The 23,562-nt window shown below is 53.4% G+C and carries 17 protein-coding genes and 1 pseudogene; 8 read left to right on the forward strand and 10 right to left on the reverse strand.

Annotated elements, in window-relative coordinates:
- Positions 1-4 precede the first annotated feature (4 nt).
- The 4 genes from KV190_RS08480 to KV190_RS08495 all read left to right on the forward strand — a co-directional run bounded on the left by KV190_RS08480 (position 5) and on the right by KV190_RS08495 (position 6,041).
- Entirely contained in the window at positions 5-2,332 is a 2,328-nt protein-coding gene (locus KV190_RS08480) for an NAD-binding protein (protein WP_460192810.1), read from the forward strand.
- A 395-nt stretch (positions 2,333-2,727) separates the two neighbouring features.
- A complete protein-coding gene (locus KV190_RS08485; RefSeq protein ID WP_460192811.1) occupies positions 2,728-4,344 on the forward strand; it encodes an iron uptake porin in 1,617 nt (538 codons plus the stop codon).
- 141 nt (positions 4,345-4,485) lie between these two features.
- Positions 4,486-5,139, forward strand: a complete 654-nt coding sequence (locus KV190_RS08490; protein ID WP_460192812.1) for an FHA domain-containing protein — start codon at positions 4,486-4,488, stop codon at positions 5,137-5,139.
- The gene (locus tag KV190_RS08495) at positions 5,139-6,041 is read left to right on the forward strand and encodes a tRNA (5-methylaminomethyl-2-thiouridine)(34)-methyltransferase MnmD (RefSeq protein ID WP_460192814.1); all 903 of its coding nucleotides are present in this window, start codon (positions 5,139-5,141) and stop codon (positions 6,039-6,041) included. The genes KV190_RS08490 and KV190_RS08495 overlap by 1 nt, the downstream gene beginning before the upstream one ends.
- On the opposite strand, the gene KV190_RS08500 is transcribed toward KV190_RS08495, so the two are convergent.
- Complete coding sequence (locus KV190_RS08500; RefSeq protein ID WP_460192815.1) at positions 6,034-6,777, reverse strand: M50 family metallopeptidase; 744 nt, start codon at positions 6,775-6,777, stop codon at positions 6,034-6,036. The two genes, KV190_RS08495 and KV190_RS08500, sit on opposite strands and share 8 nt — an antisense overlap.
- A gap of 17 nt (positions 6,778-6,794) precedes the next feature.
- Positions 6,795-7,289: a translation initiation factor IF-3 gene (infC, locus tag KV190_RS08505; RefSeq protein WP_220131114.1), complete on the reverse strand. Its 495-nt coding sequence runs from the start codon at positions 7,287-7,289 to the stop codon at positions 6,795-6,797.
- Between the two features lie 276 nt (positions 7,290-7,565).
- Between infC and KV190_RS08510 the strand changes: the two genes are divergently transcribed.
- The 4 genes from KV190_RS08510 (at position 7,566) to KV190_RS08525 (ending at position 15,824) form a co-directional block, all read left to right on the forward strand.
- Positions 7,566-8,774 (forward strand): efflux RND transporter periplasmic adaptor subunit, encoded by a 1,209-nt coding sequence (locus KV190_RS08510; RefSeq protein ID WP_460192816.1) that lies wholly within the window; start codon positions 7,566-7,568, stop codon positions 8,772-8,774.
- A gap of 6 nt (positions 8,775-8,780) precedes the next feature.
- Positions 8,781-11,915, forward strand: coding sequence for an efflux RND transporter permease subunit (locus KV190_RS08515; protein ID WP_460192817.1), 3,135 nt, complete (start codon positions 8,781-8,783; stop codon positions 11,913-11,915).
- 99 nt (positions 11,916-12,014) lie between these two features.
- On the forward strand, positions 12,015-13,328 hold the full coding sequence (locus tag KV190_RS08520) for an RNA-guided endonuclease InsQ/TnpB family protein (RefSeq protein ID WP_460192818.1): 1,314 nt from the start codon (positions 12,015-12,017) through the stop codon (positions 13,326-13,328).
- Positions 13,329-13,349: 21 nt separating this feature from the next.
- Positions 13,350-15,824 carry a DNA gyrase/topoisomerase IV subunit A gene (locus KV190_RS08525; RefSeq protein ID WP_460192819.1) on the forward strand — a complete coding sequence of 825 codons (2,475 nt, stop codon included), beginning with the start codon at positions 13,350-13,352 and terminating at the stop codon, positions 15,822-15,824.
- Here the strand turns inward: KV190_RS08525 and tnpA are convergent.
- From tnpA to petA, 8 genes and pseudogenes are all read right to left on the reverse strand, one after another.
- Positions 15,810-16,046, reverse strand: a pseudogene (gene tnpA, locus KV190_RS08530) (IS200/IS605 family transposase); the annotation flags it as partial. The gene KV190_RS08525 and the pseudogene tnpA sit on opposite strands and share 15 nt — an antisense overlap.
- 137 nt (positions 16,047-16,183) lie before the next feature.
- A complete protein-coding gene (locus tag KV190_RS08535) occupies positions 16,184-17,161 on the reverse strand; it encodes an RNA-guided endonuclease TnpB family protein (protein WP_460192820.1) in 978 nt (325 codons plus the stop codon).
- Positions 17,162-17,360: 199 nt separating this feature from the next.
- Positions 17,361-18,059 (reverse strand): triose-phosphate isomerase, encoded by a 699-nt coding sequence (gene tpiA, locus KV190_RS08540; protein ID WP_460195256.1) that lies wholly within the window; start codon positions 18,057-18,059, stop codon positions 17,361-17,363.
- A gap of 128 nt (positions 18,060-18,187) precedes the next feature.
- A complete protein-coding gene (locus KV190_RS08545) occupies positions 18,188-18,502 on the reverse strand; it encodes a hypothetical protein (RefSeq protein ID WP_460192821.1) in 315 nt (104 codons plus the stop codon).
- 79 nt (positions 18,503-18,581) lie between these two features.
- Complete coding sequence (locus KV190_RS08550; RefSeq protein WP_149817487.1) at positions 18,582-19,346, reverse strand: MinD/ParA family ATP-binding protein; 765 nt, start codon at positions 19,344-19,346, stop codon at positions 18,582-18,584.
- 95 nt (positions 19,347-19,441) lie between these two features.
- The gene (locus tag KV190_RS08555; protein ID WP_460192822.1) at positions 19,442-21,178 is read right to left on the reverse strand and encodes an ABC transporter ATP-binding protein; all 1,737 of its coding nucleotides are present in this window, start codon (positions 21,176-21,178) and stop codon (positions 19,442-19,444) included.
- A gap of 3 nt (positions 21,179-21,181) precedes the next feature.
- The gene (gene mnmE, locus KV190_RS08560) at positions 21,182-22,591 is read right to left on the reverse strand and encodes a tRNA uridine-5-carboxymethylaminomethyl(34) synthesis GTPase MnmE (protein ID WP_460192824.1); all 1,410 of its coding nucleotides are present in this window, start codon (positions 22,589-22,591) and stop codon (positions 21,182-21,184) included.
- A 21-nt stretch (positions 22,592-22,612) separates the two neighbouring features.
- Positions 22,613-23,548 carry a cytochrome f gene (gene petA, locus KV190_RS08565; RefSeq protein ID WP_460192825.1) on the reverse strand — a complete coding sequence of 312 codons (936 nt, stop codon included), beginning with the start codon at positions 23,546-23,548 and terminating at the stop codon, positions 22,613-22,615.
- Between the last annotated feature and the right edge of the window lie 14 nt (positions 23,549-23,562).

Genomic DNA, 23,562 nt, shown 5'->3' on the forward strand with positions numbered 1-23,562 from the left:
GGCTATGGCCAGCCTTGAGGATGTCATTGACCGCCAACTGCACCAACTATTGGGGAGCAGTGCAACGTGGTTCATTGATGTCGGCGATCGCCACCTCAGCATCTGGATTGAAGCCACCCACGTTGATCTCAATCGCCTAGCGAATTGGGGTAAGACCTTTTGGCAGCAGTGGCAGCGGGGCAGTCTCCAACTCTTTGCGGCAGAACCCCATCAGCCTTTTCCCTATTGGTGGAAATCCTGGTCTGTTGCCTCAGCCACACCGCAGGCCACTCAAATAGGTGAAACGACTGCGGGCGATCGCTTTATTGTCTGCGGCCTAGGCAGTTTAGGGCAGTTTTGTATCCAAAGTCTGCGCCGCTTTGCAGGTGAGCATTTGACCCTAGAGATCTGTGCCATTGAACGCCACGCCAACATTGAGTGGGAAATTCCGCAGTTGACGGAGTTGCTCAGTGAACCGGTGATCATCGGTGATTGCCGGCAGGAGGCGATTCTCAAGGCGGCTGGGATCGATCGCTGTCGTACCTTACTAGCAGTCACGAGTGATGAGGCCACCAATATTGCCACGGCGATTGTGGCGCGGCGCTTAAATCCTGATGTTCACCTCGTGGTGCGCTCTAGTCGCGATAACCTCAACGCACTCCTAGAGAAAAAACTGGGCAGCTTTGTAGCCCTCAATCCCACGGAACTGCCGGCGCCTGCCTTTGCCCTTGCGGCCCTTGAGGAAAATATCCTTGCTGCGTTTACGATTGAGGGTCAGCAGTTTCGGGTGTTGCAACAAACCATTACCGCTGAGAGCCCCTTAGTGGGTACGCCTGCCCACCGCTGGCAGCGCCGTCACCAACGCCTGATTAGTATTCGCGCCTGCCATTCCCAATCCTCAATCTTCCAGCCAACTCGCCCCCACCGCCTTTTTAACCATTGGCCACCCGATTTGCTCTTTGAGGTGGGCGATCGCCCGATTTGGATTGAACGGGTGGAAGTGGTGAAATCCTTGCCCATCCCTGACCCCAATCCCATCCACCGCCTCATTCAGCAGGTGCGCCAACTGCCTGAGCAGGTAGAACAATTTTGGCAGTGGATCCATGGCGATCGCTCCCGCGAGTTGATCTTCAATGGCCTTTGGATGGGCAGTGGTCTGTGGCTGTTGACCGCGATCCTGCTGCGCTACAACGTCCCCGAACTGACATGGCAAAAGGCCTTTGCTGCCGGGTTTATTCTCCTGCTGGGGGGCTTTGGCGATGTCTTTGGTGGGCTAGAAAACGATCCGATTCCCCCTTGGCTGCTGGTGGTCTGTATTTTGGTGGCGATCGTCAGTCTCCTCTTTATTGTCGGTGTCTTGGGACTTTTGGCGGAAAAGCTGCTGCAAGCGCGGTTTGACTTTCTCAAGAAACGTCCCCCTCTGCCCACGGCGGATCACGTAATTGTTGTTGGCTTAGATCGCATTGGTCAACAGGTGGTGCAGCTCCTACGTGCTTTCCGTCAACCCCTTGTGCTACTGGTGGACAACCCAGAGCAAACCCAGCTTTTTGCAGACCTGCCCATGCTCCTTGGCAACATTCCCGAAAAGCTCCCTCAAGCCCATTTGGAGACCGCCAAAAGTGTGGTTCTCACCACTGCCGATGAAATGTTGAATCTAGAGGCAGCCCTAATTGCCCGCCAAGCCACAGAGCAGCGTGAATCCCCCATTGGGTTGGTGATTGGCATCTATGATCCCAGCCTCACCAATGATCTGCGGGATCTCCTACCCCGTGCCCGCCCCCTCTGTGCCTATGCCCTTGCTGCTGAGGCCTTTGCTGGTGCCGCCTTTGGGGAAACGATGCTGGGTCTGTTCCAAATTGATCAGCAGACGGTACTGATTGCTGACTACACCGTTACCGCTGGGGATACCCTTGAGGGCAAGTTGATTGGGGAGGTGGCCTATGGTTATGCAGTCATCCCCATTTTCTACAATCGCCATGAGCAGTTTCTTGGCGGTGAGACCAGTCAGCAGTTTTTGCCCAGTGATACGCTGCAACTCACGGTGGGCGATCGCCTGATTGTGTTAGCGACAATTGATGGCCTACGGCGCATTGAACAGGGCAAAATGGCGCCCCGCCGTCTCTGGCGGCTTTGGGTTGGTCATCCTCGCAATGCGGAAGCTGCCCTAGAAATTGGCAATCTAATCACCAAGATTACGGGTCTGCCCCTGCCGCGATCGCGCACCTTTATCCAGCAACTGCCTGCGACACTGACCCTCGCACTTTACGAACCCCAAGCCTTTCGCCTCGGCCAACAATTGCAAGCCCTAGCCCCTGTGCGCCTCTTTCCCTTGGTGGCTCAGGAAACCCTGTAGGTGTCAATCGGCTGCACCTATAGCTCTGCATTATCAAAGAGATCGAATAAATTGATTTTGGCACGATGACACAGAGTGCTAGTGTGATTATTTAGAGCCATAAATGTTCTACCTAAATCAGGGTAAAAACATTTACAAAAATCTATCGATTTTTTGCCCCAACTGATGCCATGGGGTAGGGCTAATGCGTCTGTTTTGTTTGTGAGGACACTATGCACCGTCGTTGCCGTTCTTTTTTTCTCGGGCTGGGTACCTGTGTATCTTTTGTGCTGCCGCTGATGTCAACCACTATTCCAGCACGCGCCGAGACTCTCCTGCCTCAAGGATCTGCCGCTTCTTCAGCGTCCACTCAGCAAAGCTCTATCAATGACTTGCTCCTAGGTGCCGACGCTGGCATGGGACAGGTCACTTCTGTCAATCAACTTTCGGATGTGCGCCCAACCGATTGGGCCTACCAAGCACTGGCATCCCTTGTCGAAAAATATGGCTGTATTGCTGGGTATCCCGATGGGACGTTTCGGGGGAATCGTGCCCTAACGCGCTTTGAAATGGCTGCTGCCCTCAATGCCTGCCTCGATGTCATTAGCGATCGCTTTGCCAGCAAGGAAGATTTAGAAACCGTCCGCAAATTGATGCAGGACTATGCCGCTGAGCTAGCAACCCTGCGGGGACGGGTGGATAACCTCGAAGCTCGTACCGCTGCCCTAGAAGCAACCCAATTCTCCACCACCACCAAACTCACGGGGCAAGCGATTTTCTCCTTTGAGGCCGCCGGGGGTGGTGCACCGGGAGGAACTGATCCTAATCCTGTGGTCAACTATCGAGTGCGCCTCAACCTCAACACCAGTTTTACTGGTAAAGATATGCTGATTACGGGGTTGCAGGCGGCTAACTTTGGCGGTGCTCTGCTGGGGGGTAATAGCGTTCAAAATACCCTCTTTCCCGGCAGCCTGCTGGATTCGGGCAGTACCAACTTGAGTTTTGCGCCGCAATTTGCCTTTGATCCTTCAAACTTGAATTCGAGTGCCTACACCCCCAACACCCTCAATCTCTATAAACTGCTCTATATCTTTCCAGTAACGAGCAAATTTACGGCATTTGTCTTTCCCAAGGCAGAGACCACGGATGCTTTTCCGCAAATTATTCCTTGGGCCAATGATGGACAGGGGGCAATTTCCCGCTTTGCGACAGTCAACCCGATCGCCCGTCTTTCGGGAGGGACATCTGGTATTGGCCTAGCGTCAGGGGCAGGGTTTATTTGGAATCCCTCGCAGACCGTGAACTTAACCGCGCTCTATGGCAGTGTGACAGCAGGCATTCCCACCTTGCAGCCGGGAGTCAATCCCCTTGGTTCGGGTTTCTTCCCCAATGATGAGAATTCCTTCACAGGAGCTTTGCAGGCCACCTTTACCCCCAACAAAAAACTAGCGGCCGCCTTCAACTTTGCCTATTCACAACATGCGGTCAATATCTTGGGCACGGGCTTATCCTCGAATGGACTATTGGGCACTGGGGGGGATGTGTTTGCGATTCCGGGTAGTCCCAATGGCTTAGCCCAACGGGTGCAACTGGTGGGTTTGGGGGGAACCTTCACCTACAACTTCACGGATAAAATTGCCTTTTCTGCCTACGGTGCTGGCATTATTGTGGATGCCATTGGCGGTACAAATACGCTCGCAGGTGGTGCCTTAGCCGCCTTTAACGGCAAATCCTACTACACGAGTTTTATGGGGGGGATTTACTTTAAGGATGCTTTCTTCCAAGGCAATGCTGCGGGCTTTATCTTTGGTCAGCCCCTCTATCTTGAAGGGACAACCATTGGCACAGCGGCTTTGAATGCCACAGCGGGGTTCACGAAAGCGCGTCCTTTCCAACTGGAAACCTTTTATCGTTTTCAAGTAAACGACAATTTGAGTGTCACGCCGGGGGTCTTTGTCATCTTCAATCCTGAGTTCAACAGTGATAACCAAACGACCGTGGTCGGGGTTTTGCGCTCCACGTTTACGTTCTAGTTTCTGACCCTCTGACTTGATAGGGGATGGGATTTCGGCTAGGGAATGATTGTTGCCCCTAGCTTTTTTGGCATCTTTGGGAATTCTGACCCTCAGGCTAAGATATTGATTAGCAATCGTCAATTAATCTAGGTTGTTCCCATGAGTGGTAACCGTGAGCACCATCTGCTCAACATTGAGGATGAAACAGGTAAGCGCACGATCCCTTTGGATGCGGCAACCTACTCCATTGGCCGCGATGTCACCAATGCGATCGTGATTCATGGTCACGGTGTCTCACGGCAACACGCGCTGCTGCTGCGGATTCCCTCACCAAATGGCTATCGCTATCGCGTCGTGGATGGCAATGCTGATGGTAAGCCCAGTGCCAACGGTATCCTAGTGAATGGCCAGCGGGTGCAAAGCCATGAGCTAAAAGATGGCGATGAAATTAACTTTGGCGGCTCCGTCAAGGCGCACTATGCCACTGTGTCCATGGGCGAGGCGGAGTTTATCAAATATTTGAAGAGCGTCAACTATCACAGCATTAAGGCCGTGCCCATGACCTCAACGATTACCCAAGCTGAAGAAGGCGGAGACGATAAAAAATCAGAAGAAGAAACGCAATTTAATGCCACTCCCCCACCGCTGCCAGCCAATGCTACCCCAGAGGCAGCACCCGTCCCGAAATCCTCTCCCCCTTGGTTGCTCATTGTTGGCGGGATCGTCATTGTCCTTTTGATCGCGGGAATTGGCGTTGTGATCATGAACCAACCACCTGCCCCCCCACCACAGACTCCCACGCAAACGCAGTGATGGCCTATTCCCAAAACTTCGCTCCTGCCCTGAACTCAATCTGGCAGCCCCAACCGACGGCGGATGGTTCTTTGACGTTTTTTTCGCCAGAATTTGGGGAAACGTTCCATAGCCTTGGGGGAGCGCGTCAAGAAGCCTTTGAAAAGTTCGCGATCGCCACCGATCTGCCCCGCAAAGCTCAAGCTTCTCATCTGCGCCTTTTGGACATCTGCTATGGTTTGGGCTACAACACAGCCGCTGCGTTAGAGGTTATTTGGCAGCACAATCCCACCTGTCAAGTCACGGTCATTGGCTTAGAACTCGATCTGGGCGTTCCCCAAGCAGCCTTAGCGGTCATGCCCCCTTGGCCACCATCGGTTCAAGGGATTCTTGAAGGACTCGCTCAGCAACAGCAGGTGACCACCCCCCACTGTGAGGCACGGCTTTTAATTGGCGATGCCCGCCAAACCATTCAAGACCTCGTGCGCCAAGGCTTCCAAGGAGATGCGATTTTTCTTGATCCCTTTTCACCCCAGCGCTGTCCGCAACTGTGGACGGTAGAATTTTTGCGTCTCGTGGCTCAGTGTTTAGCACCTGAGGGGCATTTGGCTACCTATTGTCGTGCTGCTGCCGTGCGTACCGCTTTGCAGGCGGCGGGTTTACACCTTGGAACGCTGCCAATTATTGCCCCCCAGCACAGCCATGAATGGGCACAGGGAACCGTGGCTCGCTGGCAAGCCGATCAGCTTATTCCCCTGTCGCTGATGGAGCAGGAACATTTGCAAACCCGCGCGGGTATTCCCTACCGCGATCCGCACCTGCGGGATAGTGCCGAGACGATTCGATCGCGCCGCCAAGCAGAGCAGCAAACTGCTAACTGTGAATCCACCAGTCGTTGGCGACACCGCTGGGGTATTACTTAGACCGGGTATAGGCCACCTTGAGACTCCACAGCAGCAACCCCAAGGTCATCACAGCAATCAGCGCCCCCCACAGCCAATAGGGGAGCCAGAGGTACTGTTGAAGAAGCCCCGTATCGGAAAGCTGCCCCCCCGGAATGACATAGGTAAAGAGGTAGTCCACCTGCTGAAATGTGCTAATACAGGCCTGCACCCCAAGAAACTGAATCGAAATGCCCTTGAGCCAGCGATTGCCGCGATAGGCCACCAGCAGAATGGCAATGCCCACCAATGTCATGAAAATTATGCCAAAGAGCGATCGCACCCACAGCAGCACTGATGCCAAAATAGTGATTCCAAGGGCTTTGAGGCAAATATCGGTGGCGCGATGAGAGCGACTCGACAAAATAAAGAGACTGCCAGCGATCGCCGGTCCTAGGGGTCCGCCAATGGCAACTAAGCCATGCCCCAAATTGCCCAGCAGCACCTCGCCCCCATAGCGCGCAAACCCTGAACCACTGGGATAGATGACTAATTCCCGAAAGTAGCCCCCCAACAGAATCGCCGTCAGGCCATGCCCCATCTCGTGGAACCATGTGGCCAAGATTGTAAAGGGGTATAGCAGATAGTTCCCCAAGGGAATCTGCCAAAGAATAATCGTGACAAGGGCGGCGATCGCCAGCAGCAGTGCCGAACGGGGTTTTTCAGTGGCTGAAATATCCAGCGGGCTAGATTTGGAGTCTGGACGAAAGCCAAACATACGCCCCCCAGCATTGATTACCGCTTCGGTGCCAAAAACATGATCATATTGCGCCCTTCTTGCTTTGGTGCCTGCTGCACTTCGGCCACTGCTTGCAGGTCATTGGCCATGCGGTTGAGGAGTTCTTCTGCCAAGTGGGAGTGCTGAATTTCCCGCCCTCGGAAGGTCACAGTGGCCTTCACCTTGTCTCCAGCCTTGAGGAAACGCTCGGCGCGGTTGATGCAAACGTTGTAATCGTGTTCTTCAATTTTGTAGCGCATCTTCACCTCTTTGACATCGGAGGTGTGCTGCTTTTTGCGGGCTTCACGCGCCTTCTTTTCCTGCTCAAAGCGAAACTTGCCGTAGTCAATAATTTTGCAAACGGGTGGATCTGCCTTGTCACTGACGAGAACAAGGTCAAGTTCCTTCTCACGGGCGATCGCGATCGCCTCTTGGGACGACATAATCCCCAATTGGGAACCATCACTATCCACCACTCGCACCCGAGGAAAACGGATGCGCTCATTAATCATGGGTTGTTCTTGCTGTGTTTTCTTGGTAAGAGCCACTGGTACCTGTACTGTCGTTGATAAAGGTTGGTGCAAGGACTGTCCTAGCCTCTAAGGTGAGCCAGCAATGACCCCCTGCCCCTTGCTCTACATCTTAGCGGAGGATTGCCAATAGGGGCTATTCTCTATGCCGCCTAGATACACAGAAACTAATTATTAAAGCAGCACTCGCCATAGGCGCCTCTAGGCTAGACTGAGGATACTGATTGCCCACTCTGGGTGACATCTAAGGTCTGAGGTATGGTGCAACGGCAACTGTTCACGTCAGCTCTCCTAGGAAGTCTTTGCTTCCTTGCTACCGCCTGTGGCCAACCAAAGGCAACGGCGCCCCCACCAGCGGCACGGGTGAAACTTGCGGCGGTTCAAACGGAAACCCTTTCGCAAACCGCTGTTTACAACGCCTCTTTGCAATCCCGTGAGTCGATCACCCTACAACCCCAAGTTTCGGGTCGAATTGCGCAAATCAATGTTCAAAACGGTCAGTTTGTCACTCAAGGTCAGCCCCTCATTCTCATTGACCCCTCAGAACAGCAAGCCGTTGTGGCTAGCAATTTAGCCACGATTCAATCTGCCCAAGCCAATGTAGAGAATGCCCGCTCGATCCTCCGCGCCCTTGAAGCCCAGCGCCGTGCCAATCTAGCCACCGTAGAGTTCAATCGGATTCAAGCGGAACGCTACACGGTGCTCTTTGAAGAAGGGGCTGTTTCCAAAGAACAAGCGCAATCCTTCATCACCAGCTTTCGGACTGCCCAAGCAGCACTCCAACAAACCGAGGCGGATATTCGTGCCCAACAAGCTACCATTGCTCAGTTAGAAAAAGTCCTCTTGGCTGCCCAAGCCAATGCCCAGCAGCAGGCCGTTGTCCTGAATTGGTTTCAGGTGCGTGCTCCCTTTAGTGGTGTTGTCGGCAATATTCCCCCCAAAGTGGGCGATTTTGTAACGCCCCAAACCGACCTCCTCACCCTGACCTCAAATCAACCCCTAGAAGTCTATATCCAAGTGCCCATTGAGCAAATTCCCCGCATTCGGATGGGGACGCCAGTGGAATTAATAGACATGAATGGCAATGTCGTCGGTACGAGTTCCGTCTTTTTCATTGCCCCCAACACCACCAACAATACCCAAACCATTTTAGTTAAAGCCCTCTACGAGAATACGCGGAATAATCTCCGTGCCGATCAACAAATTCAAGCCCGCATTATTCTCGATCAGCAACCGGGGATTTTGGTGCCGACCACGGCTGTCTCCAATCTTGCCGGCCAAAACTTTGTCTTTGTTGCCGAAAAAGACGCCGAGGGCAAAATGATTGCCAAACAAAAGCCCATTCAAGTGGGGGCAATCCAAGGGAATAGATATCAAGTTTTTGAAGGCCTCAAACCGGGAGAGCAAATTGTTGTCTCGGGAATTCAGCGCCTGCGCGATGGTGTGCCCATTACTCCTGAGTCTTAAAAGAGCATGATTAGCGATTTTTTTATTAAGCGCCCCGTTTTTGCCACGGTTTGTTCTCTGCTGATTATTCTGGTGGGGACGATCGCGCTGCCAACGCTGCCCATTGAGTATTACCCTAATGTTACACCGCCAACAATTCAGGTATCTGCCAACTATGCAGGTGCCAACGCTGAAACCGTTGAAACGAATGTCACTACGATCCTAGAAACGCAAATCAATGGCGTGGAGGGGATGGATTACATTGACTCCACCAGTGACAGCTTTGGCAACAGCAATATTACGATCACCTTCACTGAGGGCTACGACGAAAACATTGCTGCGGTGGATGTGAATAACTTAGTGGCATCAGTCACTTCCCAACTGCCACCAGAGGTCATCAACACTGGGGTAAATGTCAGCAAATCCACAAATCAGATTGTTTTGGCCTTAGCTCTGTACCCAGAGGAGGGATACAACTACGACGCCACATTCATCAGTAACTACGCGACCCTCTACGTGGTGCAACCCCTGCAACGTCTGAACGGGGTAGGACAGGTTCAGGTCTTTGGTCAACGCACCTATGCCATGCGAATTTGGCTTGATCCCAATCGCTTAGCCAGTCGCGGTCTTACGGCTCAGGATGTGGTGCGTGCCCTCTCCGATCAAAATGTCCAAGTGGGAGCCGGGATTATTGGTGCCCCCCCAGCACCAGAGGGACAGGAGTTTCAAATTTCGATTCAAGCCCAAAGTCGCTTGGCCTCAGAAGAAGAGTTTGCCGACATTATTATTCAGCGCGGCGACGATGGTTCCGTGATTCGCATTCGCGATGTCGGTCGCACCGAGCTAGGGGCACAAAACTACAACACCAACTTTCAGTTTGATGGCCGTGACGCCGTTGGGATTGGTATCTATCAACTCAGTGGTGCCAATGCCCTCGACATTGCCCGCGCGGTTGAAGCGGAGATGGCTGTTTTAGCTGCGAAATTTCCGCCCGGCCTGAAATGGAGTGTCGGCTTTAGCACCACCGATGCGGTGCAGGAGTCGATCAAAGAGGTGGTCATTACGCTGATTGTGGCCATCATCCTTGTGATTGCGGTGATCTTTTTATTCCTGCAAGATTGGCGTGCCACGATTATTCCGTCGGTAACAATCCCTGTCTCCTTGGTGGGCACCTTTGCCTTTATGAAGGCTTTTGACTTCTCAATCAATAGCTTGACCATGTTTGGTCTGGTGCTGGCCACGGGGCTGGTGGTGGATGATGCCATTGTGGTCGTGGAAAATGTCACCCGTCTCATGGAAGACGAGGGCATGACCCCCCAAGAAGCCGCCAGTCGCTCGATGGAGGAAGTGACAGGGGCATTGATTGCCACCTCGTTGGTGATGATGGCGGTCTTTATCCCTGTGGCCTTTTTTCCGGGGGTCACTGGGCGGCTCTATCAGCAGTTTGCTTTGACGATTGTCTTTGCGATCGCCCTTTCTACGTTTAATGCTTTAACCCTCTCTCCCCCTTTGTGCGCCCTGCTCCTGCGGCGGGAACGTCCCCCGATGGCGAACTTTATCTTGTTTCGCTGGATTAACCGCTTTCTCGATACACTGCGGCGGGGCTATGAACGAAACCTGAATGTGGTCGTGCGCCTCAAATACTGGGTGCTGGCAGGCTTTGTGGCACTGCTGGGGGTGACCTACGGGCTGTTTCAGATTGTCCCTGGTGGCTTTGTCCCCGAAGAGGATCAGGGCTATTTTGTTACTCTCGTACAATCGCCCCAAGGGGTCTCCCTCGAATACACGAGTAATATTGTCTTCAAAGCAGCGGACGCGATCGCCCAAAATCCAGCGGTCGAACATACCTTTGCCATTGGCGGTTTTAGCTTCTTCGGCACAGGTTCAGACAAAGGAATTATCTTTACGAGTCTCAAGCCCTGGTCACAGCGGCCAACCCTTGATCAGTTGCTGCCCCAGTTTCAGAAGGCCGTCGTGGGTGAACTCGGAGCAGTGGTGTTTTCATCTAATGTGCCAACCATTAACCTTGGTGGCAGTGGCCTTGGCGGCTTTGATATGCAGGTGATGGATCAGCAGGGTCTCGGCCTTGCAGCCCTTGCGAGTTCAGTGAACGAGCTAATCCTCAAAGCCAATGCAACCCCCGGCCTTGTGTCAGTGAATACCCCCTTTGCCATTAATGCCCCCCAGTTGAATGTAACGGTCGATCGCACCCGCGCCCTTGCCTTGGGGATTCCCCTCAAGGACATTTTTAATGCCATGCAGATTTACTTGGGGTCGTTATACGTTAACCAATTCACGATTTTTGCCCGCAGTTACCAAGTGATTGTGCAGGCGGATAAGCAGTTTCGCTCGAATCCCGATGACATCAACCGCATCTATGTACGCTCAGAGCAAAATGCCCTCATTCCCCTCAGCAACCTCGTAACGATTGAACAGGTCTCGGCACCGCCGATTATTTATCACCATAACTTGTTCCGTTCGGCAGAGGTTACCGGTCAAAACGTGCCGCCCCTCAGTGATAGTCAAGCAATGATGACGATGGCATCCTTGGCTCAGGAGGTGCTTCCCAATGGCATCGGCTATAGCTGGACGGGGTTATCCCTAGAGTCCACCCGCTCCGCAGGTCAGGCACCGTTGATTTTTGGCCTTGGTCTCGTGTTTGTATTCCTCGTGCTCTCGGCGCAGTACGAAAGCTATATTGACCCCTTGATCATTATTCTTTCGGTGCCTTTGGCGATCATGGGCGCTTTGCTGGCACAGTGGTTGCGGGGGCTAAGTAATGACGTATTTTGCCAAATTGGTTTGGTGATGCTGATTGGCCTCGCGAGTAAGAATGCGATTCTGATTGTCGAGTTTGCCAACCAAATTCGCGAAAGCAAGGGCACGTCCATTGTCAAGTCGGTGATCAATGCCGCCGAGGAACGGCTGCGCCCCATTTTGATGACGGCCATCTCCTTTATTCTGGGCATCTTCCCGCTGGTCATTGCTACGGGTGCTGGGGCAAAATCCCGTCACTCCTTGGGAACGAGTGTCACGGGCGGCATGCTGGCAGCCACATTTCTCAGTTTCTTTGTGGTGCCGATCATTTACATCCTCATCAAGGAACTAGTGGCGCGGCTGACCAAGGAGAAGCTTGAAGAAGCAACCCCAACGGAGTCTTAAACTTACCAAAAAAATGGGTCTAAAGCCCCGTCCTGCTACGCGCGACCTAACGGTCTAGAGGACGGCTTTATCTGTGCTTTTTTCCGATAAAATAAACCCATGCTAGTCAGAGAAGCCAAGCTCCTGCACGGGTCTGAGGAGCAATACCAAGCCCTCGATGAAGCTATCCGCACTGCACAGTTCATTCGCAACAAATGCATTCGGTACTGGATGGATCATCGGGGAGTCGGTAAATCCGCTCTTTATACCCTCTCTAAAAACCTCGCTAAAGAGTTTGAGTTTGCCAAAAAGCTTAACTCATCTGCTAGGCAGGCAAGTGCAGAACGGGCATGGGCGGCTATCTCTCGCTTCTACAGCCGTTGCAAAAAAGGAGAAAAGAAAAAGGGCTATCCTCGGTTCAAGAAACATTCTCGCTCCGTCGAGTACAAACAGTCAGGCTGGAAGCTCTCTAGCGACTGCCAACAAATCACCTTCACCGATGGCTTCAATGCAGGCACTTTCTCGGTTTTCTGCAATCACGAGACCAGAGAAGACTTGTACCGATGCAAAATTCTACGAGTGCGGGTGATTCGTCGTGCAGACGGCTACTATGTCCAGTTTGTTTTAGATGCTGAGCGTAAAGAGCAGGGAGAATACACGGGCAACGTCATTGGGTTAGACCTTGGTTTGACCTATTTCTACAAAGACCAAAACGGTAATGCCGTGGTGTATCCCAGATACTTGCGCAAGGCAGAGAAGCGGCTGAAGCGAGAACAACGGCGACTGAGTCGCAAATATCGGAAAGGGGCTAAGTCCCAATCCAAAAACTACCACAAGCAGCGAAAACGACTGGGTAAAGTGCATCTGAAAGTCCAACGCCAACGTAAAGACTGGGCGATGAAGTTAGCTCGGTGCGTAGTGGCATCTAACGATGTCGTGGTGTACGAAGACTTGCAGATTGCAAACATGGTGAAAAACCACACCTTGGCGAAGTCGATTTCTGATGCAGGGTGGGGCATTTTCACTCAATGGCTAGACTACTACGGCAAGGTTTGGGACAAGGTGGTGATCGCGGTGAATCCTGCCTACACCAGCCAAGAGTGCCCCCAGTGTGAGCAACGGGTTAAGAAGTCACTCAGCACGAGAACGCACGTTTGCCCCTGCGGGTTTGAGGCGTGTCGGGATACGGCTGCGGCGATACAAATCCTGAAGCGGGGTTTGCAGATGCTAGGCATTGAGGCGAACAACAGTACCCAAGGGCATTGGGGAACTGGGGAGCCATCCCGAACGACTGGGGAGACATTCGCCTCTGCGGTGGCGGGGCAACCTGAAATCGTAAGCGAGGTCGCGGAACCAGTAACAAGAATCCCCCGCCTAAAGTCGGGGGAGTATGTCAATTTACAATTCGAAAAACTCTTGTATCGTGGGGAATGATCCTTTGGCTCGTTCGTAATCATGCCCCAACAACTGGATTTGCTGACCTCTGGACAGGTGATTCCGACACCACTGCACAGTGAAATGCAACGCTCCTATCTGGAGTACGCCATGAGTGTGATTGTGGGGCGGGCACTACCAGATGTGCGGGATGGGCTAAAACCAGTGCATCGGCGGATTCTCTATGCCATGTACGAGTTGGGGTTGACGCCCGATCGCCCCTTTCGCAAGTGTGCACGGGTGGTGGGGGATGTGCTGGGGAAATATCACCCCCACGGGGATCAAGCGGTCTATGAGGCACTGGTGCGCTTGGTGCAGCCCTTTAGCAGTCGCTATCCCCTCTTGGCAGGGCATGGCAATTTTGGCTCCATTGATGATGATCCGCCAGCGGCAATGCGCTATACGGAAACCCGCTTGGCAGCGATCGCCCACCGCACGCTACTGGAGAATATCAGCGACGCTATTGTGGATTTTGTCCCCAACTTTGACAGTTCCCAAGAGGAGCCATTGGTGCTGCCGGCGCAACTGCCGATTTTGCTGTTGAATGGCTCAACGGGAATTGCGGTGGGTATGGCCACGAATATCCCCCCCCACAATCTGGGGGAAGTGGTGGATGCCCTGATTGCGCTCATTGATCGCCCCCATCTCTCCCTAGAGGAACTGCTCACCCACCTGCCGGGACCCGACTTTCCCACGGGGGGCGTGATTGTGGATGGGGCAGAATTGCTGCGCGCCTATGCGACGGGTCGAGGGACGATCACCCTACGGGGGGTGGCTACTCTTGAGGATATTCAGCCCGGACGCGGCCGCCACCGCCGCCAAGCAATTGTGGTGACGGAGCTACCCTATCAGGTGAATAAGGCGGCATGGATTGAGAAGGTAGCAGATTTGGTGAATCAAGGTCGCCTTGAGGGCATTGCCGATCTGCGGGATGAGAGCGATCGCGAGGGGCTGCGGGTGGTCATTGAACTGAAGCGGGATGCCTCAGCGGCGCAACTCTTGGAGCAACTCTACCGCCTAACGGCACTCCAAGTAACCTATGGCATCAACTTAATGGCACTGGTGGGCAATCAACCCCGCCAACTCTCCCTGAAGGAGATTCTCAGTGAGTTTCTTCAGTTCCGTGAGCAGACCCTGCTGCGGCAGTATCGCCATGATCTTGAAACGGCTCAAGCCCGCGAGCATGTGGTGAGGGGACTCTTAATCGGTCTCAATGCCGTGGATCAGGTGATTGAGATTTTGCGATCGGCAACGGATGGCAGTACCGCCCAGCGGGAATTGATGACCCGCTTAGGTTTGAGCGATCGCCAAGCCAGTGCCCTGATTGCCATGCCCCTACGCCGCCTCACCCAACAGGAGCGCCAAGAACTGGAACGGGAACAGGCGGAGCTGCAAGCGCGGATTGCCCAATTGGAAACCCTGATTGCCCAGCGTCCTGAGCGCCTCAAGGCACTGAAGAAAGAATTGCGGCAGTTAAAGAAAGAGTTTGTCGATCCCCGCCGCACCCAAATTCTCACGCAAGCACCACCACCCCCCACCCCTGTGGAGACCAATGGTCGTGACGATACGCCCCTCTGGATCGAAGTGAATCATCGTGGTTACGGGCGCTGTCTGTCCCAGCGCAGTCGGGGAAGTCTCCAACTGCAAACGTGGCTACCGTGGTCAGAGCCATTGCCCTTGGCCTTCTCGGTGCAGGCTAGGGATCGCCTGTGGGTATTTACGGAAAGTGGCAAGGTCTATCCATTGCCCGTAGAGCGATTACCCCTTACCAGCCGCCGTGAGGGCGATCGCGGTCAACCCCTACTGACTCTCTTGCCGGAGTCGGCGCAAGGGGAAACTCTCCTGACTGTCTTGCCCAGTCAACCCCCAGCAGAGAAGCTGATTCTGCTGACCCGCCAAGGCCGCATTAAGGTCATTCCAGTCTCAGATCTGCAAGACCTGAGCGGGCGCGGTCTGCAACTCACGAAACTCAAGGCGGGGGATGCCCTCGGTTGGGTACTGCCTGCGGATACGGATCATTTAGTGTTGGCCACCTCGCGGGGGCGGGTCTTTCACTTTTTCATTCCCGACATTCCCGCTTTGGGGCGGCTGAATCAGGGTCAAGTGGCAGTGCGCCTTAGTGTGCAAGAAACCTTGGTGGGGGCGATCGCCCTGTCGGAACTGGAGAATGTCATCCTCGTTACCGCTTCAGGCCTTGGTAAACAAGTGCCCCTGCCCCTAATTGAAGTTGTGCCCCTTGGTCATTTAGGTCAGTTGGCGATGCCCCTGCGGCAAAAATCGGATCGCTTGGCGGGCATTGGTCGTGGCGGTAGCCCCCTAGCACTGGTGACAAGCCAAGAACGGGCATGGATTACCAACGGCGAAGAGATCCCCATCCTCAATAAAGAGGCGGTGGGGGTGGTGATCGCTCCCCTTGATCCGAGGGAACAGATTCAGGCGGTGGTGCTGTTGACCAAAAAAATGGGTACAAGCCCCGCCTTGCTACCCGTGACCTAGCAGTCTATAAGGCGGCTTTTCCTGTCCTTGGATATAAGCAATTAGCCTTGCCAACGGCGCTCCACCTACACTCGTCGCAAAATAGCTCGGACTCCAGAGAGCCTCTTTTCCATACGGTTTGGCGAAGCCTTCTTGGCCGTATTTCCTACTGGATACCCCCTTCAGGGCATTCACAATTTGAGAAATAGACCACTTGGGAGGGTACTCGATCAAACAGTAAACTTCCCACCAACTAAAGTCGGGGGCTTTCAGTAGCCCTGGGCCATTGGACAAACCAAATAGCCTGAACTTCCAGCGAGCGTTACGGACTCGCCCAATAAGGCAATGACAGAGGCACCATTCAGATCAGCATCACCAACCTAGCCACAATGACCACAAGCAAACTGTTTGCCATTTCGATAGGACCGACAAGGATCAGGATGAATATGCAGGCATCGATGGCAAGTTTGGCTGGTATACGCTGGATTGACCGTCACCCACCTCACGCCGTCTCGCAGACATTTGTACTCAATAAACTGCCGCAACTGATAGAACGACCAGCTATTGGAGCGTCTGCGTTCGGTTTTGCTTCGGGGTTGCTGATTCAGGCGCTCGCGAATTCCCGTCAAGTCCTCTATCGCGATCACCGCATTGAGTGCTTTGGCTTCACGGACAATCGCCGCACTGATCGAATGGTTGAGCCACTGTTGAAAGCGTCGTTCTTTACCCGCCAGCCGTTTCAAAAGTTTTCGGCAAGACCGCCGCGAACTTCTCGTGCCCTGCGAGGCTCGTTTTTGAATTGACACTCTCACTCGATGAAATTTATCTCGACGTTCGTTTAACTGATTCCCATCCCAACCTCCACCTGTACTGGTTTTAGCAATCTCTCGTCGCCCCAAGTCCACACCCATGACGGTGCTCGGTTCAGAGGGTTCAGGAGCCTCTTCGGTTATTTGGATGTGGATATAGTAGAAGCCATCCCGATGTTTGCACAACTGAGCCGATGTTGGCCTTCGCCCTCTCAACCTGTTCTTTTGATAATCACCCATATCAAGCTGAATGGTCTCTCGACCCTCCAACAGCGTCAGGCTCACCGACTCATCTTTTTCCTTGAAGGTAAAGATGCGAGCATCATAATCTGCTGAAGTTGGCTTGAATTCTTGAACCGCTTTACCTTTCAGCTTGGCGGTCTTGCGGTTGGCTCCGACTCTGGCACAAACCCGAACCGCTTGATTAGCGCTTAACCCAAACCGAGAACGAAGTTCCTGATAAACCCTGTTTTGAATGGTGATCTTATTCGTTACGGTCGGCTGAACGGTTTTGTTGGCAAAGTTACAAGCCTCTGCAAACGCTTTCAAGAATCACTCGATTTTGAGAGACTGTTCAGGAGTGGGCTGAAGCCTGTAAACGACTGTTAGGGTTTGTTCCATAGATAAAATTGTATCAACTCTAGCACCGACTAAAGTCGTCTCTGTGTTTCCTCCCCGTACTAAAGTACCGGGCTTCCAGACATAAATTCGGTGATCTAGGGCACTGACGCCGAACTCAGAGTCATATTCAAAGCGGCTTGTAATTAACAATACGCCCAAAACTCTCCGGCTGCAAACTAGCACCACCCACCAGCACCCCATCAATTTCTGGCTGTGCCATGATTGCATCAATATTGTTGGCATTGACCGAGCCACCGTACTGAATGGGGACATCGGGATTCTGCAATTTGCTACGAATCAGGCCAATGACACGGTTAGCTTCCGTTTCTTCACAGGTGTCGCCCGTACCGATCGCCCAAATAGGTTCATAGGCAATCACCAAATTGCTCTGATCCACATCCACCAAGTCCAGGGCCAACTGCTGAAAGATGTGGTTTTCTGTTTCGCCGGCATCCCGTTGGGCTTTGGTTTCACCGACACAGAGAATGGGTGTCAGGCCATGGCTTTGGGCAGCTTTGAGCCGTTGGTTAACCGTGGCATCGGTTTCACCAAAATACTGCCGCCGCTCACTGTGGCCGATAATCACGTAGCGCACGCCCAACTCCACCAGCATTGGTGGCGAAATTTCACCCGTAAACGCCCCTTGATCCGCCCAGTGGACATTTTGGGCACCCAGCTTCACCCGCGTTCCGTGCAGACTCTTGGACAATACACTTAAACAGGTGTAGGGCACACAGAGCACCACCTCGCGATCGCTGGGGGTGTCCACCAATTTCCCTAGGAACTCCTGTAGGAAGGCCACCGCTTCCTGTTGGGTTTTGTGCATTTTCCAGTTGCCGGCAAGAACTTTTGGGCGCACTCGTCCTGACTTTCCTCTACGAAACTTAGCGTAATTAAGCGTACCACAGGGGTTGCCTCTATAATTAGAGGTTTAACTGAGGAAGTGGCTCAGACTTAGCCCAACTTGTCCCAAACCGCCGCAACTCGGGGAGATTGACGCTTGGGTTGCACGCGCGGGGTTCGCCGTCCGAGTTTGACTTGGTAGGTGTCGTTGTCAACTGTCACGTAGCCGAGTTGGAGAACCTCTGCGAGGATAGCACTGACCTCTTCCGCAGACCACTGCAACTGCTCAGCCAATTCGGGCACGGTGAAGGGCGTTGGCTGGCGCATCATCAGTGTCAAAAGCGATCGCTGGCGATCGGGCAAAACCAGTAAATCTGCTGGATTGAGACCCCCACCACCACTGCTAGCGTCTTGACTGTCTATCATTGGCAATGTTCCTCAACGGCAGTGACTGGCAGTGGCACTCGAGAAGGATCAAAATTACAATCCCTACTCCTAGGCTACCCTAATCCAACAGATGCTGCACAACACTCCTGACAACGAGACTGTAGGGATGCTCAGGGTAGCGTAAACAGAAAATATCACTGCTCCCCAGTTGAAACATTTCTTCACAAACAGGCAGGATACCTGCAACCGGCACACCATAGGTCGTTTCCACCTGCTGCTTGAGGGAGTCCTTATTAAAGGCGCTGGGGACTTTGTTAACCACCATCACCATTTTCGGCACATCAAGCTGCCGCGCCACATCAACGGTGACCGCTGTTCCTTGAAAGTCTTGGCGATCGGGGCGCAGAATCAGTACCAAGGCATCGGAAACCGTAATCGAGAGCAGCGTTTCCTCATTCAGCCCTGGGTGGGTATCAATGAGCAAAAAGTCGAGATTCAGCCCTTGGAGCAACTGCTGAAAACCATCATTGAGCAAGCCGACATCGTAGCCTTCCCGCAGCACACGGGTAATTTCACTGGTTTTGAGGCTAGAGGGAATGAGATAGATGGCTCCTTTAGCTTGCTGGCCGTGAGCCGTAATCAGATGGCTGACATCCCGCGCCACATCGGTAATTTCACAGCGTCCCCACAGGTAGTCATTCAGGGCATGTTCCGTATCTTCCGACTCAAGGCCAAAGAGCACATGGATACCGGGGGATTGAATATCAGTGTCCACGATCGCCACCCGATAGCCCAACGTCGCCAAGGTACAGCCCAGATTTGCTGTTGTATTTGATTTGCCTGTGCCACCACGAAAAGAATGCACAGAAATAATGCTACCCATGGCTGTCCTCGCTGATCTGAGAATTCAACGTCTATTTTCACATCCTGCCGTTCTTGGAAGATAGAACCCAAGCGGCTAGCCCATCAGACAAGGGGTTATTCCGCGTCTTGGAAATACTGCTGCGTGTAGAACTGGGCATAGCGGGCAGACTGGGCTAGCAGTTCTTGATGGCTGCCACTTTCAATGATCCGCCCCTGCTCTAGGACAAGAATGCGATCGGCGCGACGAACCGTGGCCAAACGGTGGGCAATAATAAAAACGGTGCGCCCCTTCATTGCCTTCTCCAAAGCGCTTTGCACTAGGGCTTCCGATTCCGAGTCCAAAGCAGAGGTGGCCTCATCCAAGATCAAGATACGCGGATCGGCATAAACTGCCCGGGCGATCGCCAGTCGCTGTCGTTGCCCCCCAGAAAGATTGATCCCTCTTTCCCCCACCCATGTCTGATAGCCATCGGGAAAGCGCGTAATGAAGTCATGGGCATTGGCGATTTTGGCGGCCTCAATCAGTCGCTCCCAATCCGGTTCAGAGTAACCAAAAGCAATATTTTGGGCAATACTGCCTGAAAAAAGAATCGTTTCCTGAGGAACAATGCCAATTTGCCGCCGCAGGCTTTTCAGGGTCACTGTTTTAATGTCAATGCCATCAATCAAGACTTTGCCGGCTTGGGGGTCATAAAAACGGGGCAAGAGGTTAACAATGGTTGATTTACCCGCCCCTGAATGTCCCACAAGGGCAATCACTTCACCCGGCTCCGCCAAGAGATTAAAGTCCTTGAGCACGGGACGCTCTGGATCATAGCCAAAGCACACATCTAGGTATTGTACTTTGCCAGAAATGGGGGGTAAGGGCTGCGCATGGCTCATTTCCTTGATCGTGGGTTCGAGAGCCAACAGGCCAAAGCTACGCTCCACTGACGCCTGTGCCATTTTGAGTTCGTTGTAATCAGCGGAAATCATATTAATGGGTTCCATCAGTAGCGCCACTGCGGCAACAAAGCTGAGGAACTGCGGCCCTGTGAGATGACCGGCATTGATCTGCCACGCCCCCAAGATAAAGAGCAGCATGATGCTCAGGGCTTCAAGAAACCCCACCACCGGGTATTGCATTGACTTAATGCGTTCTGCCCGGTAGCGAGCACGGCGGTTAATATCGGCCTGCTGTTCAAACTGCTCTACGGCATAGTCCTCAGCCGCAAACGCCTTAATCAGACGAATCCCCGAAAAAATTTCCGTGAGGTGGGAGGCCAAATCAGCAATGCGGGCTTGACTCAGGCGCGACTGTCGCAACAAGCGATTGCCAAACCAAGCGATGAGAAACGTCATCAGCGGCGCAATGATCATTGTCCCCAATGTCAGTTGCCAGTTGAGGTAGAACATATAACCAATGACGGCAACTGTTGTTAAAGTCGAGGGGATGAGGCGATGAAAACTGCTATTGACCATGACGCCAATGCGATCCACATCCTCAGTGAGGCGGTAGGTGAGATCGCCGGTCGCTGCCTTTTCAAAATAGTCCACCCCCAACCGATGCAGATGACGGTATAGCCGCACCCGAATGTCATAGACAATCCGCAGGGAAATATCGGACATCAGGACATCTTGGCCAAATTGGCAAAAACTACGACCGACAAACAGCAGCGAAGAGGCGGCACACCATTGAATCAGGCCTATCAAATCCCCTGCCCCGATGAGCTTTGCTGCTTGGCCAATCAAGTAGGCGATCGCCGGCATGGTGGAGACATAGCCGAGGGTACACAAAAAAGCGACCAGCAACCGTCGCCGATAGGGAAGGATATAAGCAAGTAACGGCCGGTAGCTGGTATTCCAAAGCATGGGCTATTTTCCAATGCAAAAACGGCTAAAGATTTGTTCTAGCACAGACTCAGTCACCTCTTCCCCCGTTAGGGTACCAAGGGCACGGGCGGCAGCATGCAGGTCTATCGTCCAAAAATCAAGGGGCAGTTGGGCATCAATGGCCGCAAGCACATGATTCAGGGATTGGTGAACCTGCTCCAGGAGTGCGGCTTGGCGTTGATTGATGGCAAAGTCGAGGTTAGCGGCGGTAACCCCTTGGCCTTGAACAAGGTCGAGAATAGCGTCCTCGAGAGACTCAATTCCCCTTTGGCTGAGAGCCGAGAGCAGCACAGTGGGAATGGGGGCAATGGGCAATGGAATATCTTGGACCTCTACGGTTTCGCTGAGGAGATCAGCTTTATTCAAAACCACCAAGACGGACTGAGGCGCTTGCTGCCGCCGCTGTTGCAGCTCGAGTTGGTCGTAAATCTCTTGATCAGCGGCTGTCCACCCTTGGCTGGCATCAACGACAAGGAGGATGAGATCAGCACTGGCGGCGGCTTGGCGCGATCGCTGGACGCCAATTTGTTCGACAAGGTTATCGGTCTCGCGAATGCCTGCGGTATCGAGCACTTGGATGGGAATGCCACCGACAACTAATTGGGACTCGACAATATCGCGGGTGGTGCCGGGTAAATCCGTAACAATGGCGCGATCGCTACGGCTCCAAGCATTGAGCAGACTCGACTTACCGACATTGGGGCGACCCACAATGGCCACTTTTAACCCAGTGCGGATCAGTGCTCCCCGTTCTGCCGTGGCCAAAAACGCCGCTACTTGGTGTTGCAACTGACGAATTTCCTCAGCAATGGCTGCGGGGTCAAGGGGGGGTAGCTCGTCCGTAAAATCGAGTCGCGCTTCAATTTCCGCCAAGAGGGATAAACAGGTCTGACGAATGTGCTTGAGGGGGCGGGCGAATTTCCCCGTCAGACCCGCCAAGGCAATTTGAGCAGCGGTTGTGGATTGGGCGGCCACCAGTTCAGCGACACTTTCGGCTTGGGTGAGATCAAGGCGACCGTTGAGAAAGGCACGCAGCGTAAATTCCCCTGGCTCGGCGAGGCGTGCCCCTGCCGCCACACAGAGTTGCAGCACGCGCTGGACAGGAATGAGACCGCCATGACAGTGAAATTCCACCACATCTTCGCGGGTGTAGGAGCGGGGAGCCAGCATTAACAGCAGGAGCGCTTCATCTACCCGTTCCCCGGTTTGGGGGTCGCGGACATAGCCATAGAGAATGCGATGGGATTCCCAAGGCTGCTTGCCGGGGGCTTCAAATAAAGACTGGGCGATCGCGACTGCTTTGGCACCTGAGAGACGGACAATGCCGATACTCCCTTGCTGGGGCACAATAGCCGTGGCGATCGCCACAATCGTGTCATGGAGATGTCGCACTACCGTGGGTGATATGACTCCCTAGAGACTCATCTCGGCGGCTTGTACTTTCTCCACTTGTTTCTTCTTCAGCACAAGCAGAATCTGCGAGAGGGTAATGGCAGCAAAGAATACCAACAGCCACTTAATGCGGTTGGGATCTTGAAGGACAATTTCCGTATCCTTTTGGCCAAAACCGCCTACATTGGGATTGTTGGTGAGGGCTTCACCCGCCGCCACCGTTTGGCCTTCACTGACAATGAGGTCAGGGCCAGCCGGAATGGTTTCTGTCACTGCTTCGCCACTCTCGGGGGTAATCACCACCGCAGTACTGCCATCGGGGTTAGCGGTAATACTGGTAATCGTGCCCGCGATCGGTGCAGTAAAGACGTTATTGTTGCTCTTTTCACCGTTGGGATAGACTTGACCACGACCCCGGTTGCCCCCGGCGTGAACGGAATATTTACCGAAGTGGATCGATTTATCCGTGGCAGGGTTGGGGGCGAGGACGGGGAAAACAATTTCCTGATACTGCTCACCCGGTAGCGGACCCACGAGAATAATGTTTTGCTTATCCTCACTGTAGGGCTGGTAGTAAATGCCGCTGGTTTTGGCTTGCAACTCCTCGGGAATGCGATCGGGAGGCGCAATTTTGAAGCCCTCGGGCAGCATCAGCACTGCACCGACATTGAGACCCCCTTTAGAGCCATCCCCTAGCACCTGTTGCACACTGGTGTCGTAGGGAATTTTCACCACGGCTTCAAAAACGGAATCGGGGGTAACAGCTTGGGGCACTTCCACTTGGGTGGGCTTGGCAGCGAGGTGACAGTTGGCACACACAATTCGCCCGGTCGCTTCGCGGGGACTGTCATAGCCCTGCTGGGCATAGAACGGATAGGCCTGTGCTTGCGGTGACCAAAGCAGCACACTGGCGGCAAGGGCGATCGCCAGCGTCAAAGACTTGAAAAAGCGTTTCATACCACTCCCTAATT

It is taken from the genome of Thermosynechococcus sp. FA-CM-4201 (assembly GCF_054689355.1).